This is a genomic window from Streptomyces sp. HUAS TT11, from assembly GCF_051553595.1.
In the GTDB taxonomy this organism is placed as follows: Bacteria; Actinomycetota; Actinomycetes; order Streptomycetales; family Streptomycetaceae; genus Streptomyces.
In genome coordinates this window covers 2,482,289-2,496,151 of record NZ_CP196184.1, presented here as the reverse complement: position 1 = coordinate 2,496,151, position 13,863 = coordinate 2,482,289, and the positions used below count along the sequence as shown (strand labels likewise).

Here is a 13,863-nt window from a genome sequence, read left to right as displayed (position 1 = left end):
CACGACGCGGGGCCCGAGTCGGACCCGGGCCCCGCGTCGTGCGTGTGCGGCCGTCTCATCCCTCGCTGCGCGCCAGCGCCTGCTCCAGCACCACGAGCAGCGCGTCCCGCACCGAGCCGCGCTCCCGGGCGTCGAAGACGACGACCGGGACGTGTTCGGAGACGTCCAGCGCCCAGCGGACCTCGTTCACGTCGTACTCCACCTTGCCGTCGAAGGCGTTGAGGGCGACCGCGAACGGGATGTCCTTGTGCTCGAAGTAGTCCACGGCCGCGTAGCAGTCGTCGAGCCGCCGTGTGTCGACGATGACGAGCCCGCCGACCGCACCCTCCACGATGTCGTCCCACATGAAGCCGAAACGGTCCTGCCCGGGTGTTCCGAACAGGTACAGCTTCAGGGTGGGGTCGATGGTGATGCAGCCGAAGTCCATCGCGACCGTGGTCGTCGTCTTGCGCGGCGTGTGGGTGAGGTCGTCCACCCCGGCCGCGACCTCGGTGATGGCCGCCTCGGTGGTGAGCGGCTCGATCTCGGAGATCGAGCCGACGGCGGTGGTCTTGCCCACGCCGAAGCCGCCGGCGATCACCATCTTGACCGGCAGCGGCGGTCGTACGGCGGTGTGCGCCGCGCCCGGGGTCCCGCCGGCCGGGGCGGAGCCGTGGGCGCGGGGCCGAGCGGCCGGTTCAGTCGGTGTCACGGAGTACCCCCCGGGAGTCGGGGACGGCGCGGAGGCCATCGATAACCCTTCGCAGGACGGACGCGTCGCGCGTGATGTCGATGTGTGGCACGTGCACCGTCAACTGCCCGGCGGCGCGCAGGTCCTCGGCGAGTACCCGGACCACGTTCAGGTGCAGCCGCAGCCGGGCCGCGATCTCCGCGATGGACTGCGGCTGCCTGCATGCGGCGACGATGTCGTGCTGCTCGAACGAGAGCCGGTCGAGTGCCTCGAGCCCCTCGGCGGTCGCCACCACCTGGGTCTCGACGGGCACCGGCCGGCCGGACGCCGTGGGCGCCACCCGGCCGGCGGTGACGAGGAACGGCCGTACGGCGGCGACGGGTCCGAACGGCTCCACCGGGAGGCCGTCGCCGTCGGCACCGCGCGCAGTGCGGCCGTCCGCCATGGGTGCTACTTCCTTCCTCGACCGGTCGGTGGCCGGTCACCCCGCCGAGGCGGCGCCGACGCTGTTCTTCAGCTCCAGCACGAGCTGAGGGCTGAGGGCGGCGCCGGCCCGGTTGGCGAACAGGGTCATTTCGTAGGCGACGTTGCCCAGTTTGGCCTCCTTGTCGGTGACCACGCCGAGCACGGCACCGCTGCCGATGGCGGAGACGAGGACATGACCGCCCTCCAGATCGATGATGACCTTGTTGAGGCCGCCCAGCCCGTAGTTGCCCGACGCGCCGGCGGCAAGGCTGGTGATGCCGGAGACGATCGCGGCCAGCCGCTCCGAGTCGGCGTGCTCGCGCAGTTCGGAGACGGCGATGAGCAGTCCGTCGGAGGAGACGGCGATGGCGTCGACGACACCCGCTGTCTCGGTGGCGAAACGGTTGAGCAGCCAGGTGAAGTCGGCTGCGGCGGCCTGCAGGTCGGCCGGTGTGGTGCCGGTGGCCGGGGTGTCACCTGTCGACGTACTCACTGCTCCGCTCCTTTCGGGAGGTGGTTCTGGTCGAGCGTGTCGTGGGGGGCGGTTCGTGCGGTGCTGTCGCGGTGGGCGCGTTCCACCGCGGCCTCGAACTCCTCGAGCGCGGAGCGGACCTCTTCCGCGTCGGCGGGCCGGGGGGCCGGGGATCCTGTCTGCCGTCCGGCCTCGGCGGTGCGCAGGGTCGCACCCCTCACCCGGCGGCGCAGTGGCCTGACCCCGCCGGGAGCGTCCGCGCCGGGCGCCGTGTCGCCGGCGCGGACGCCGGCAGCCGACTCCTGCCGGCGAGGACGGGGGACGAACGGGACCTCCTCGGCCCGGTCGTGGAGATCTCCGGAGGCACTCTCCTCGACCCGGTCCGCCTCACGGCGCGGAACGCGCCGGGGCAGTGAGCCGGTCCTGGTCTCGGAGGCGTCGCGCCCGGGCGAGGTCGACTCACCCGCGGCGGGGGCGGGCACGGCGTGAGCTGCGGCCTCGGCGGCGGCGACCGCCGCCGGCACCGGCCCGGAGGGGGCGGCGGACTCCTGCCCGATCGTGCCCGGGATGTCCGCGGCGGCCGGGACCGGCTCCGGGACGAGCACCGGGCTCATCGTCAGCAGCAGCGACGAGGGCAGTTCGACCGTCGCCGTGACACCGCCGCCGGGTGTACGGGCGAGCACGACCGTGATCTCCCAGCGCCGGGCCAGCGTGCCGACCACGAACAGACCGAGCACCTTGGTCGGTACGACGTCCAGCCGCTCGCGGCGGATCAGCCGGGCGTTCTCCTCCGCCAGCCGCTCGGCGCTCATGCCGAGGCCGTGGTCGGCGACCTCGATCACGGCTCCCTCGCCGCCCACGCGCACCGTCACCTCGACGGGGCTGCCCGCGGGCGAGAACGAGACGGCGTTCTCTAGGAGTTCGGCGACCATCAGGGTCAGGTCGCCGATGATGTCGGGCGCGACCATGATCTCGGTCTCGGCGAGCAGCCGGACCCGCTGGAAACCCTCGATCTGGCCGAGAGCGGCCCGGACCACGTTGGTGAGCGCGGTGGGACCGGATTCCAGGACGGTCTCGCGGATGCCGGCGAGCAGCATCAGGCTGTCCGCGTTGCGCCGCAGGCGCACGGCGATGTGGTCGATGGAGTAGAGGCGTTCGAGGAGCGCCGGGTCGGTCTCGCCCCGCTCCACCGCGTCGATCAGCACCAGTTGGCGTGTGGTCAGGTTGCTCACCCGGCGACCGACGTTGCCGAACATCTCGGCGACGTTGCGGCGGCTGAGCACCTGACGCTCCAGCAGCGCGGCCGCCGTGGTCTGCACATGGTTGAAGGCCTCGGCGAGTTCGCCGATCTCGTCGCGCGCGGTGACGGATATCTCGCGCAGCCGCGGCGCGCCGTCGTCCTCGGCGTCGTCGGCCACCCGGGACAGCTCGCGCCCGGCGGCCTTGGCCACCTGCTGGGCGGCGCCGGTGAGGGCCAGCACCGGGCGGACCACCGAGCGGCGCACCAGCACGGAGAAGGCGATCCAGCAGACGAAGCTGATCAGTGCGAGGTTCAGCAGCAGCGCGGCCCGCCACTGGGCCGTCTCGGAGGCGGCGTCGGCCCGGTCGGCGATCTGGTCGATGAGCGACGTGGTGATCCGGAGCCGGTTCTCGGCCTGCTTCGGGTAGGCGGGGTAGCCGTTCAGGGCGTCCGTGAACGTACGGCGGATGTCGGCCGGGGTGTTCATCTGCAGCCCGCTGGGATCGACCTGGAGCGCGGCGTACGCCTGGGCGATCTCCCACTGCGCGGTGTTGTGCTCGATCCCGGCGAGCTCGTCGGCCTGCTCGGCGGAGGCGAACCGGCCGAAGCGGTCGGCCTGGTACGTGAACAGCTCGTGCGAGCCGACCGCGCCCGTGAACTCGATGAGCGCGTTGGTGTCACCGGTCGTCGCGGAGAAGACACCGGTCTCGAACGCGCCGTGCGCGGCGTCGGCGCGCAGCAGCGAGTCGAGCAGATTGCCCGTGAAGGTCGCGGCCAGATCCGCGTTGCGCTCGAGCCCCAGGCCGTCGATCAGGCCCTTGGAGGCATTGGTGTAGGCGGGGTCGATGTTGTCGGCGGGCAGGTACCCCTGCTCGATGGTGTCGCGCAGACCGGCGAGGCCCTCGACCTCCATCAGCGCCTGCTCCTCCGTGTCCGGCAGCCGGTCGCCGAAGGCGGAGCGCACCTCGGCGACCTGGTCGTCGACCGCGTCCTGCGCCGCACGGTAGGCGGACAGCGAGGGCCTGGTGCCGTCCTCGGACGCCTCGTACCGTACGGACAGCAGAATGGCCTGCTGGTGTTCGGCCTGCACCCGGCCGACGAGGCGGGCCACCTGGGTGCTGTCGCGGACGAGCCGGGCCGCGGACTCCGCTCTGTCCGACTGGCGCACGAGGTCGGTGATGAGGTACGCGAGGAGCACGGCGACCACGGCGAGCGGTACCCCGACGAGGACGTTGAGCTTGCGACGGAACGGCCACCGCTCGGCGAAGCCGCGCATGCCACCCCGCGGCGGTGACGGCGCCGGCCGGACCGACGCGTCCACCTCGTTCGTGGACACCAAGCCTCCTTCGAAGGCGTCTTCGGGCGCGCGAGGATCTCGCGGAACCACAATCGAACGACCGGGGTCACAAGCGGAACCGGCCGAGGCCGGGGCAGAACGGTACAAGGCGGTCCGGAACGCCGTTGTCGGCCCGCACTGCTGCTTGTTGTCAACTTCCGGGAGACTACCGTCTCTTCGGGCCCCGAATCCGATCGTCCCAAGTCAAGAATCCATTACATCGAGCACGCCGTTCCGCCTCCGAGGATCCGCCCTCTCTTCACAACCGGGCGTTCGCAACGAATTGCGCATCGAGGCCAATCGGTGACCAGAATTCTCTTGACTGGGCTTGAAGTGGCTGGATTGGATCAGTGGAGTGTGGTGGCGAACCCCCGCACAGCTCCGCCACGCCCGCCCCCATCCCCGAGTCCGGAACGGGAATCGTGACTTCTACCGCGAACACCAGCACGTCCAGCAGGAGACTCCCCGGCGCGGCCGCCGTCGCGCTCGCCGCCACGGCGGCACTGCTCGCGGGGTGTTCCTCGTCCTCCGACAGCAAGTCCGACAACCCGCTCTCCGGAGACAAGGCCGGCAACGGCACCGTGGTGGTCGGCTCCAACAACTTCGCCGAGAGCATCCTGATCGCCGACATCTACGGCGAGGCCCTCAAGGCCAAGGGCGTCAAGGTCACGTACAAGCCCAACATCGGCAGCCGCGAGACCACCTACGGCCTGCTGAAGAACGGCTCCATCACGGTCCTTCCGGAGTACAACGGCGCGCTGCTGGCCTACCTCGACAAGGACGCCGCCCCGAAGACGGCCGCCGCCACGACGGCCGCCATCGAGGCCAAGCTCGACGCGAAGCTGACGCTCCTCGACCCGGCGCCCGCGCAGGACAAGGACTCGGTCACCGTCAACGCGGCCACGGCGAAGAAGTACAACCTCACCGACAAGTCCACCATCGCGGACCTCAAGCCCATCGCCAAGGACCTGGTGATCGGGGGCTCCCCGGAGTTCCAGACCCGGCAGCAGGGCCTGGAGGGACTTGAGAAGGTCTACGGTCTGCAGTTCAAGTCCTTCAAGGCGCTCGACGCGGGCGGTCCGCTCACCCAGGCGGCGCTGAAGAAGAACACCGTGCAGGCCGCGGACGTCTTCACCACGGACCCGACCATCTCCAAGGAGAAGTTCGTCGTCCTCCAGGACCCGGAGAACCTCTTCGGGTTCGAGAACGTGCAGCCGCTCGTCTACAAGTCGGGGCTCTCCCAGAAGGGTGTCGACGCGCTCAACGCCGTCTCCGCCAAGCTGGACACCGCGGCCCTGCTGGACCTGGACACCCAGGTGCAGCTCGAGAACAAGGACCCGCTCGACGTCGCCAAGGCCTGGCTGACGTCGGTCGGCCTCGGCTGACGTCCGAGCCGTACACCCGCGAACGGCCGCGCTCCTTCAAGGAGCGCGGCCGTTCGCGGGTGTACCGGGCATCGTGCGGCTTTGCCGGGTGGTGCGCCCGGCCGGGAGAGGAGCCGACCCGGTGCACGGCACCCCTCACGGCGAGAACCCGGGAGTCACGGTTTGCGGGCGATGGCCCCGTACATGGCGATGTCCTCGTCCCGGATCCCCTGCTCCCCGGTGCCGTCCGGACGCCACTTGTGCACCTGGACCACTCCGGGCTCGACCAGGTCCAGCCCGTCGAAGAACTCGTGCGCCTCGTCGATCGTCCGCAACCGCATCGGCATGTTGCGCGCCGCGTACTCGCGCGCCACGCGCCCCACTTCCTCGGGCGCGAACTCGGCCGTCCCGATGGACATGGCCAGATAGCTTCCGGACGGCAGCGGCTCGAGCAGGCGGCGCACGATGCCGACCGCGTCGTCCGCGTCCAGCATGAAGTGGACGATGGCGATGACCGTGAGGGCGACGGGCCGGTCGAGATCGAGCGTCTCGCGGAACTCCTGGGCACCGAGGATGGCCTCCGGATCACGGAAGTCCGCCTCGATGTACGACGTCTTCCCCTCGGACGTGCTGGCCAGCAGACCCTGGGAGAGGGTGAGCACGATCGGGTCGTTGTCGACGTACACCACCCGTGACTCGGGGGCGACCGACTGGGCGATCTCATGGAGGTTGGGGGAGGTGGGTATGCCGGTGCCGATGTCCAGGAACTGGCGTATCCCCGCCTCCTCGGCGAGCCAGCGCGCCGCGCGGTTCATCCAGCCGCGGTTGGCGCGCATATGGATCGGGAGGGCCGGCCACTCCCGGGACATGGCGTCGCCCGCCTCCTTGTCGGCCGGGTAGTAGTCCTTTCCGCCCAGGATGTAGTCGTAGATGCGAGCGGAGTGCGCGCTCTCGGTGTCGATACGGTCGGCCGGCCATCCGTTGTCGGGCAAAGCCGTCTCCTCTTCCAGAGGTGTCGTCGGTGGGGGTGGGTGGGGAAACGAGCGGTCGATCGGGGAAAGCACAGGGATATCGCAGGGACAAAAAGCGCTGCGTCACAGAAGGAAGTCGGCCTCGCCCGCCTTCACACTCGCGAGGAATCCGGCGATCTCCCTCGCCGTCAGGACCAGCGCCGGACCGTCGGGGTCGGTGGACTGCCGAAGCGCCACGCTGCCGTCGGGCAGTTTCTTCGCCTCCACACAGGCGCCGCCCGCGTCGTCGCTCCAGGGCTTGGACCAGCCGCGCAGGCCCAGGGAGTGGGACGGCACGCAGCTGTGTACGGGGTGGGGCACTCTCACAACTCCTTGCGAATCGCGCCGAGGACGGCCTCGGTCTTCCTTGCGGGCGCGGACTGCGCGCCCAACCGGTCCAGTGCCTCGCGGTAGACCACGACGTCCTCCGTCTTGTCGAGGTAGACGGCACCGACGAGGCCGCTCAGATACACGATGTCCGGCAGCTCGGGTGCCCTGAACCGGAAGAGATGGAACGCACCGGCGCGCATCGCCGGGTGCGGGCCGTTGCCGAACGGCATGACCTGCAAGGTGACATGGGGGAGGCCGTTCATCGCGATCAGATGGTCGATCTGGGCGCGCATCACCCGGGGGCCGCCCACCGGCCAGCGCAGCACCGTCTCGTCCATGACGATCCACACGTGTGGCGGCGAGGGCCGCGACAGCAGTTCCTGTCTCCGCATGCGCAGCGCCACCCGCCGATCGGTGGCCTCGCCGGGGGAGTGCGGATTGCCGGCACTCAGCAACGCGCGTGCGTAGTCCTCGGTCTGCAGCAGCCCGGGCACGAACTCGGCCTCGTACGCGCGGATCTGCAGTGCCGCCTGCTCCAGACTCAGGTACGCCGCGAACCAGTCCGGCAGGACGTCACGGTAGGTGTGCCACCAGCCGCGCTTGTTGGCCTCGCGGACCGACTTCAGGAAGGTGTCGATCTCCTGCTGGTCCGTGACGCCGTACGTCTGCAGCAGCTTCTCGGCGTCCGCGAGCCGCAGCCGGGCCACCTTGGCCGCCTCCATGCGGCGAATCGTGGAATGGCTGACGCCGATCGCCTCACCGGCCTGCTCGTACGTCAGCCCGGCGCGCGAACGCAGCTCCTCCAACTGGCGGCCGAGGATCATGCGCAGCACGGAAGGGGCACCGCCCCAGTCGGTCTCAGCGGTCACGCCTACCCCCTCACCCGGGATGCACGGTCGCAGTCTGTCACGATCTTCCGCCGACCGGAGCAGCATGCACCTCTCGAATTGCAATTTTCAACTTGCAGGTTGCGAGGCGTTGTTGGCAGGTGCGACAGTGGTCATACCGTCGGTAGCCGATGAACGAAGGTGCTGAGCAGCTCAGTTGGGGGAGACGGGGCTGCGACTCGGTGGACCCCGAGCGTGGTGCACGGAGCGCGCACCACGGCGTCCGGCGGTGGGCACCGGCCAGGGTGCCCCGGCAGACGAAAGGCGAACGGCGATGGTTCCGCCCTCCCTCCCCCAGCCTCTGGGCCGCCTCCCCGGAGATGCCTCACACCACAGATCCGATGTCTTCGGCTTTCCCGCCGTTCCTGCCGCGGTGGGTCTGGTCCGTAGGAACGTGCGTGAACTGCTCGTGCGCTGGGGCGTGGGCGAGGCGACCGTTGACAACGCTGTCATCGTCGTCTCCGAACTCGTCACCAATGCGGTCATGCACACCGCGAGCGAACGGATCGTCTGCCGGGTGCGCACGCACGGCGGACGGCTGCACATCGAGGTCCAGGACGAGAACCACGACGAGACCCGGCCGGCCCGGTGCCGCCCCGGCCCGGACGACCAGAGCGGCCGCGGGCTGGTCCTGGTCGACGGACTGAGCAGCGACTGGGGCGTACGGGACGCGCCGGACGGCTCAGGTCGCGTCGTCTGGGCCGCACTGACTCCGGAACCCGACCGAGCCACCGTGACCGGCTCGCCCAGCACCGCGTACCCCAGGCCCGCCCCCCACCCGGCCGAAGGATCCCCACAGCATGGAACGACTGCGCGCCTCTGAACCGCTCCCGCACCCGTCCGCCTCCGTCCTGCCCCGACCCGCCCTGCGCCTGGCCCTCCCGCACGAGCTGACCGCCGCCCTCGGGTACGACGCCGTGGGCCTCCCTCGGGAGCACGGCGAACGGGTCATGGCGTCGCTGCCCCGCGTCGGCTGTGTCTTCGCCGACGACCTGCGCTGGTGGTGGATCGTCCCGGCGGGCTCCGACATCGGCGTCACCTGGCCGGCGACGACGAGCTACGCGATCGGCGCGTATCTGGGGACGGCGGTCCCGGAGGCGGGCTCGTGCCTCGCCGACCCCTCCTGGAGCGGCCCCCGCCCGGACCGTCCGGCGCTGATCCACCGCCCGGCCGGTGACTCTCCGTACACGCCGCCCATCCCGTTGTACTTCCTCGCCTGCCGCCTGGCGGGCAGCGCCCCGCACTGGTCACCGGGCGCCGGCGCCTGAGCCGGTTCCGGGGCTCGGGCGCCCGTGCCGGTCCTTCTCCGGATGACGCCCGGCGTCCCGTGGCGCATCCTTGCTAGGGCGCGATCGGGGTACCCGGAGGCCCTGAGCGGACGAGGGGGAGGTGCCCGGCATCTCCCCCCGGGAACCGGGCGGTGTGGTCATGGTCAAGAACGAGGCACGCGGCGAGGGGGGAGTGTCCAGCGACTCGGTTTTCGGGGCACCGTGCTGGGTGAGCCTGAGCACCCGCGATCTCGAGACCGCGGAGAACTTCTACCGGGCGGTGTTCGGCTGGCAGTGGCGGCCCAACAGCCTGGGGGACCGGTTCCGGGTGGCGCTGGCCGACGGGGTGCCCGTCGCCGGGATCGCCGCCGTCGCCTCGATGTGGCAGATGGCCGTCGCCTGGACCCCGTACTTCTCGGTGTCCAGCGCCGACGTGGCCGCCGCCAGATGCCGGGAGCGGGGCGGTACGACGGCCGTCGGCCCGCTTGCGCTCCCGCCCGGCCGGGCGGCCCTGCTCGCGGACCGGGACGGGGCGACCTTCGGTGTGTGGGAGGGCCCGCTCGTGACGGGATTCGAGGAGTGGCGCAGGGCGGCCCCGACCTTCATACGGCTGCACACACGCAACGCCTTCGACTCCGCGATCTTCTACGGCGAGGTCCTCGAGTGGGCCTCCGCGCGCACGGGCTGCTGCGAGGTGCACTACGACGGTGACGAGGTCGTCCTGAGCAGCGACGGGGTGGTGGTGGCGCGCATCCACTCCGGGGCGCTCGAGTCGGCACCCGACCCCACCATCCGCCCGCACTGGCAGGTCCACTTCGTGGTCCCCGACGTCGACGCGTGCGTCCGGGCCGCCCGGGCCGAGGGCGGTGCCGTCCTGCAGCGGGAGCCGGACGCCGAGGAGGCGCTGCTGGCCGACCCGGACGGCGCGCGCTTCACCGTCTCCGCCAAGCGGGAACCCTGAGCCGAAGACCGGCGTCGCCGGCCCGGCGGGGCTCGTTGCGTGCCGCGCAGATGCGGTGGGTTTGTCGCGTGCAGCCAGGGTGAGGTGCGGGTCTGTTGCGGCGGGTGCGGTGAGGGCAGGGGTCCGTTGGGTTCCGTGCGGGCGCGGCGTGGGTTCGTGGTGTCCCGCACGATGCGCCACGGGCCTGTCGCGTTCCGCCGGGTCCGGGCGTGGGTCCCTTGTGTGCTGCGCAGGGGAGCGGCTCGGGTCCGTCGCGTGCCGCGGGTTCCGCCTGACCACGGCGCGGGTCTCCTGTGTGCTGCGCAGGGACCCGGCACGGGTCCGTGGTTGCATGCGCAGGAACGGTCGTGGGCCTCGGCGGGCGGGTCCGGCAGGAGCCCCCCTGCCGTGTGGCCCGGAGGGGGTGTGGGGGGTGGGGCGGCCGGAGCCCGCCCGCCGAGGGGCGCGGGGGTGTCAGGACGTGGCCGAGTCCATGGTGGGGGAGCGCGGGCGACGGCGGCGCAGGACACCACGGCGCGGCTCCTGGTCCGGCAGCCAACCGAAGGTCAGACAGCTCCCGGCGGCCCCCAGCAGCAGGCCGACCAGGAAACCGCCCAGGTTGGACGTGAGCCAGGTCCCCAGGGAGAGCAGGATGCCGAGTACGGAGTAGAACATCCGCTGGGCCGGGCTGAGGAGGATCAGCAGCCCGCACATCAGCATCACGGCGGGCAGCAGATATCCCGCCAGACCCTGCATGCCGATGTGCATGACCACCTTGAGCGACGCCTTCTCGGTCAAAAGGATCTCCGCCCCGCCCAGCGCCAGCAGCAGCCCGCCCCAGAAGGGGCGGTCGGACCGCCATCGCCGGAACGCGGTCCTCGTGCGGCCGGCCATCAGCAACCCGTGTCGCTGAAGCCGAGCTTGAGCCCGGGCAGCTTGAAGACGCCTGCTGTGGTGGCGTAGTTGGTCTGCCGCAGTCGGGCGATGTGCACGGTGTCCGCCTGCTGGCTGAAGACGCCCTTGTTGCCCTGCACCCCGGCCTTGGTCAGCGTACTGGCGTCGTTGCCGATCTCGATGCCGTTGAATTCGGCGTCACCGGACAGGTCCGTGGAGTCGGTGGTCAGATCACTGGCGATGACCTTGTCCTTGCCGCCACCCGCGGTGATCTTCAGGTTGGTGCCGCCGAGGTCGACGCTCTGGCACAGCTTGACGAGGGTCGCGTCCTTGATCGCGGACGTGACGACCAGCACCTGCCCGCCGGTGTCACCGGCGTTCGGGCTGCCGTCCGCCATGGTGTCGAGATTGCCGAACTGCTCGAATCCGGTGCCGCTCAGGTCGTCGGCGGTGACCGTGAAGGGCATGCCGGAGATGGCGAACTGCACACCCAGCGCACCCTGGGCGGTCATGATCGCGAGGACGGCGGCGATCGCGGTGGCCGGCACCGCCATCACGGCGGCGCGGCGCAGGCGGACCCGTCCGCGTCGGGCGGGCGACCCGTCGGTGGTGGAACCGCTCCTCGGGGGTTCAGGGGTGGGACCGGGGGACGCCGTGGCGTCCGAGGACGAGGCCATGTCTGCTCCTGGGCACAGTCAATGTGATGAGGGCTTCGCTGACACGTTGTCCTGGCGCGGACAGCGGCTGCCGCGCCCGCCCCTCACGCCTCCCGGCAAGGGCAAGGGCCTGCTCCACGCGGCAGTTACCGACGAGGAAGTTACCGGTGGTTACATTCAAGGGTCAAGAGAGTTGTGGGAAAAGGGTGTCGGTTGTGCGGCGCGTGTGCTCCAGGGTTCCGGCCGGTCCCGCCCGACGGTGCCCGCCGACCTGCGACGCCTCACCCGGCGAGCATCAACTTCCCCACGACGTCTTGACGTTGACGAACCATCAGGTCTACAACGTCCACTGTTTCCCCAACGGATCCGTGGCGCCGGATCCGTCGCACCGCGCACGTCACTCTCCCGGTCCCCGCCCTTCCGGGGCGTCGGTGACATCTCTGCAGGCGCGGTGTGATGCACGGATCCTTCACATCCGACCGCGATCCGGAACTCCCCGCAACACCGGCGAGTCCGTCCTGCACCCGTCCGCGGACCCGCCCGGTGGCCCGGATGCCGCTGCCGTCGTCACGCCCCCGGAAGGCGTCATGGCAGGCGTCGGCACCCCAGCACCCTCACCACCCCCCACTTCGGAGAAGAGGCACCCCCATGCGCACGCCCCGACCCCTGCTCGCCGTCACCGTCGCCGCCGCCGCTCTCGCCCTGGCCGCGGCGTCCCCCGCCTCGGCGGACGGCACCGTGCTCACCACCGGAGGAGCGGGCGGAGACGCCGTCGCCGTCGGTGACATCCTCAACGCGTCACTCGCGAGCGGCACCGCGGCCACGCTCTACTCAAGCGCCACGGGCACCAGCGGAGTCTCCTGCGCCTCGTCGACGTTCACCGCCGCCGTCACCGACAACCCGGCAGCACCCGGCACCGCCACCGAGTCGCTCACCGGGCACACCTTCGACAGCGGCAGCTGCACCAGCAACGTCACCGGCGTCCTGGGCGTCACCGGCATCACCGTCGACAACCTGCGCTACACCACCACGGTGGCCTCCGACGGCACGATCGACGTCGCTCCGGCGGCCGGCTCCACCATCCAGACCACCGTCAAGCTGCGCACCCTGCTGGGCAGCATCACCTGTGTCTACCAGGCCCAGGGCCTGACCGGCACGGCGAGCAACACCGACAACAGCATCACCTTCACCGGCCAGCGGTTCAGCAAGACCTCCGGCTCGTCGCTGTGCTTCGCCAACGGCTACTTCACGGCGAAGTACGCCCCCGTCACCGACAGCGGCCGGACGGACAGCCCGGCGGTCTTCGTCAACTGACACGGACCGCACCGCACGGCCGTCCCCGAACCCGGCGGCGCCGGCGACGGCCGTCTCAGCCGCGCCTGCGCCGCAGGGCCACGGCGGTGCCCCCGGCGACCACCAGGAACGCTCCGGCGCCGCCCGCCAGCAGCGACAGCGACGGGCCGCCGCCGGAACGGGGTGCGGTGGCCGCCGCGGGGGTGCCGGGCACCGAGGTCACCGGCTCGGCAGGCGTCGGGGAGGCACTCGGTGCGGGCCGGCTCGGCGACGGGGTGGGGGTGGGCGAGTGCGGCGCCTTCTTCCTCCCGGCCGTGCTCGATGCGGCGGAGGCACTCGGGGAGCCGGCCCGGGTGCCTCCGCCGCCGGAGGACCTGGACGCCGGGAACACCACGTCCGAGCAGGAGTAGTAGGTGTCCGTCGTGCTGGAGTTCTGCCAGATCGTGAAGAGCACATGGCGGCCCGACCGGTCCGCGGGCAGCTTCGCCCCGATCCGGTACGCGCCGCCGGTCAGCGGTGGGTCGGTCACCTGGGCGAAAGGCGTCTGCGGGAGGTCGGACCAGGTCAGCGGCTTGCTCGGGTCGTAACCCTGCTTCGTCAGGAACAACTTGAACGTGCCCGTGTGCGGGATCGTCGAGCTGTACGCCATCGTCAGTGAGCTCCCGGGGGTGAGCCGGGTCGACGGCCAGTCCGGGCGCGCCAGGTCGAGTCCCTTGTAGGCGGGCAGTCCCCCACTGCACAGCCGGCCGTCGGGGATGAGCTGCCGGTCCCTGCCGTTCACGTCGGCCACCCGCAGGTTGTCCCAGGCGGTGAACGGGGCGCCGTTCGCCGCGATCGCCGCTCGGCACGCGGCGGTCGCGCGGGCGCCGCCCTCCGGCGAGCAGGCGAAAACCCGGCTGACCGGATCGGTGGGGGCTCCATGGGCGAGCGCGGGCGTCGCCGGCAGCAGCGTAGCCGCCGCGGCGACGGCGGCCACGGCGACGGTGCGGTGTGCGGTCATCCGGTGTCTCCAGGCACATCAGGTGCGGCGGGTGCGTA

The 13,863-nt window shown here is 71.2% G+C and carries 15 protein-coding genes; 5 read left to right on the top strand and 10 right to left on the bottom strand.

Features of this window, described 5'->3' with window-relative positions; all coding sequences use genetic code 11:
• Positions 1-55: 55 nt before the first annotated feature.
• The 4 genes from ACSHXN_RS11250 to ACSHXN_RS11235 are packed head-to-tail and all read right to left on the bottom strand — an operon-like array spanning position 56 to position 4,183.
• Positions 56-691, bottom strand: a complete 636-nt coding sequence (locus ACSHXN_RS11250) for a GTP-binding protein (protein WP_383352029.1) — start codon at positions 689-691, stop codon at positions 56-58.
• On the bottom strand, positions 678-1,115 hold the full coding sequence (locus ACSHXN_RS11245; protein ID WP_355140770.1) for a DUF742 domain-containing protein: 438 nt from the start codon (positions 1,113-1,115) through the stop codon (positions 678-680). The genes ACSHXN_RS11250 and ACSHXN_RS11245 overlap by 14 nt, the downstream gene beginning before the upstream one ends.
• A 36-nt stretch (positions 1,116-1,151) precedes the next feature.
• Positions 1,152-1,628 (bottom strand): roadblock/LC7 domain-containing protein, encoded by a 477-nt coding sequence (locus tag ACSHXN_RS11240; protein WP_355140771.1) that lies wholly within the window; start codon positions 1,626-1,628, stop codon positions 1,152-1,154.
• Positions 1,625-4,183 (bottom strand): ATP-binding protein, encoded by a 2,559-nt coding sequence (locus ACSHXN_RS11235; RefSeq protein WP_438303023.1) that lies wholly within the window; start codon positions 4,181-4,183, stop codon positions 1,625-1,627. Before ACSHXN_RS11235 ends, ACSHXN_RS11240 begins: the two co-directional genes overlap by 4 nt.
• Before the next feature lie 422 nt (positions 4,184-4,605).
• Between ACSHXN_RS11235 and ACSHXN_RS11230 the strand changes: the two genes are divergently transcribed.
• Complete coding sequence (locus tag ACSHXN_RS11230) at positions 4,606-5,568, top strand: ABC transporter substrate-binding protein (protein ID WP_355140773.1); 963 nt, start codon at positions 4,606-4,608, stop codon at positions 5,566-5,568.
• Between the two features lie 155 nt (positions 5,569-5,723).
• Here ACSHXN_RS11230 and ACSHXN_RS11225 read toward each other — a convergent pair whose 3' ends face one another.
• From ACSHXN_RS11225 to ACSHXN_RS11215, 3 genes are all read right to left on the bottom strand, one after another.
• Complete coding sequence (locus tag ACSHXN_RS11225; RefSeq protein WP_438303022.1) at positions 5,724-6,539, bottom strand: SAM-dependent methyltransferase; 816 nt, start codon at positions 6,537-6,539, stop codon at positions 5,724-5,726.
• Positions 6,540-6,641: 102 nt separating this feature from the next.
• Positions 6,642-6,878, bottom strand: coding sequence for a DUF397 domain-containing protein (locus tag ACSHXN_RS11220; protein WP_331264711.1), 237 nt, complete (start codon positions 6,876-6,878; stop codon positions 6,642-6,644).
• 2 nt (positions 6,879-6,880) lie between these two features.
• Positions 6,881-7,756, bottom strand: a complete 876-nt coding sequence (locus tag ACSHXN_RS11215) for a helix-turn-helix domain-containing protein (protein WP_355135799.1) — start codon at positions 7,754-7,756, stop codon at positions 6,881-6,883.
• 319 nt (positions 7,757-8,075) lie between these two features.
• Here ACSHXN_RS11215 and ACSHXN_RS11210 point away from each other — a divergent pair, with 319 nt between their 5' ends.
• The 3 genes from ACSHXN_RS11210 to ACSHXN_RS11200 all read left to right on the top strand — a co-directional run bounded on the left by ACSHXN_RS11210 (position 8,076) and on the right by ACSHXN_RS11200 (position 10,003).
• Positions 8,076-8,597, top strand: coding sequence for an ATP-binding protein (locus ACSHXN_RS11210; RefSeq protein ID WP_438306448.1), 522 nt, complete (start codon positions 8,076-8,078; stop codon positions 8,595-8,597).
• On the top strand, positions 8,575-9,042 hold the full coding sequence (locus ACSHXN_RS11205) for a hypothetical protein (RefSeq protein ID WP_438303021.1): 468 nt from the start codon (positions 8,575-8,577) through the stop codon (positions 9,040-9,042). Before ACSHXN_RS11210 ends, ACSHXN_RS11205 begins: the two co-directional genes overlap by 23 nt.
• Positions 9,043-9,202: 160 nt before the next feature.
• Entirely contained in the window at positions 9,203-10,003 is an 801-nt protein-coding gene (locus tag ACSHXN_RS11200) for a VOC family protein (protein ID WP_356110591.1), read from the top strand.
• Positions 10,004-10,456: 453 nt separating this feature from the next.
• Here ACSHXN_RS11200 and ACSHXN_RS11195 read toward each other — a convergent pair whose 3' ends face one another.
• On the bottom strand, positions 10,457-10,876 hold the full coding sequence (locus ACSHXN_RS11195) for a DUF6114 domain-containing protein (protein ID WP_356110473.1): 420 nt from the start codon (positions 10,874-10,876) through the stop codon (positions 10,457-10,459).
• On the bottom strand, positions 10,876-11,553 hold the full coding sequence (locus ACSHXN_RS11190; protein ID WP_356110475.1) for a DUF6230 family protein: 678 nt from the start codon (positions 11,551-11,553) through the stop codon (positions 10,876-10,878). The genes ACSHXN_RS11195 and ACSHXN_RS11190 overlap by 1 nt, the downstream gene beginning before the upstream one ends.
• A gap of 627 nt (positions 11,554-12,180) precedes the next feature.
• Here ACSHXN_RS11190 and ACSHXN_RS11185 point away from each other — a divergent pair.
• Positions 12,181-12,846, top strand: coding sequence for a Tat pathway signal sequence domain protein (locus tag ACSHXN_RS11185; protein WP_438303020.1), 666 nt, complete (start codon positions 12,181-12,183; stop codon positions 12,844-12,846).
• 55 nt (positions 12,847-12,901) lie between these two features.
• Here the strand turns inward: ACSHXN_RS11185 and ACSHXN_RS11180 are convergent, their stop codons facing one another.
• Positions 12,902-13,825: a lytic polysaccharide monooxygenase gene (locus ACSHXN_RS11180; protein WP_356110479.1), complete on the bottom strand. Its 924-nt coding sequence runs from the start codon at positions 13,823-13,825 to the stop codon at positions 12,902-12,904.
• Between the last annotated feature and the right edge of the window lie 38 nt (positions 13,826-13,863).

What these genes read in the sequence shown, in the direction of transcription:
- ACSHXN_RS11245 (WP_355140770.1), bottom strand. Translation starts at nt 1,115, where the DNA reads ATGGCGGACGGCCGCACTGCGCGCGGTGCCGACGGCGACGGCCTCCCG.
- ACSHXN_RS11205 (WP_438303021.1), top strand. Translation starts at nt 8,575, where the DNA reads ATGGAACGACTGCGCGCCTCTGAACCGCTCCCGCACCCGTCCGCCTCC.
- ACSHXN_RS11200 (WP_356110591.1), top strand. Translation starts at nt 9,203, where the DNA reads ATGGTCAAGAACGAGGCACGCGGCGAGGGGGGAGTGTCCAGCGACTCG.
- ACSHXN_RS11195 (WP_356110473.1), bottom strand. Translation starts at nt 10,876, where the DNA reads ATGGCCGGCCGCACGAGGACCGCGTTCCGGCGATGGCGGTCCGACCGC.
- ACSHXN_RS11190 (WP_356110475.1), bottom strand. Translation starts at nt 11,553, where the DNA reads ATGGCCTCGTCCTCGGACGCCACGGCGTCCCCCGGTCCCACCCCTGAA.
- ACSHXN_RS11185 (WP_438303020.1), top strand. Translation starts at nt 12,181, where the DNA reads ATGCGCACGCCCCGACCCCTGCTCGCCGTCACCGTCGCCGCCGCCGCT.
- ACSHXN_RS11180 (WP_356110479.1), bottom strand. Translation starts at nt 13,825, where the DNA reads ATGACCGCACACCGCACCGTCGCCGTGGCCGCCGTCGCCGCGGCGGCT.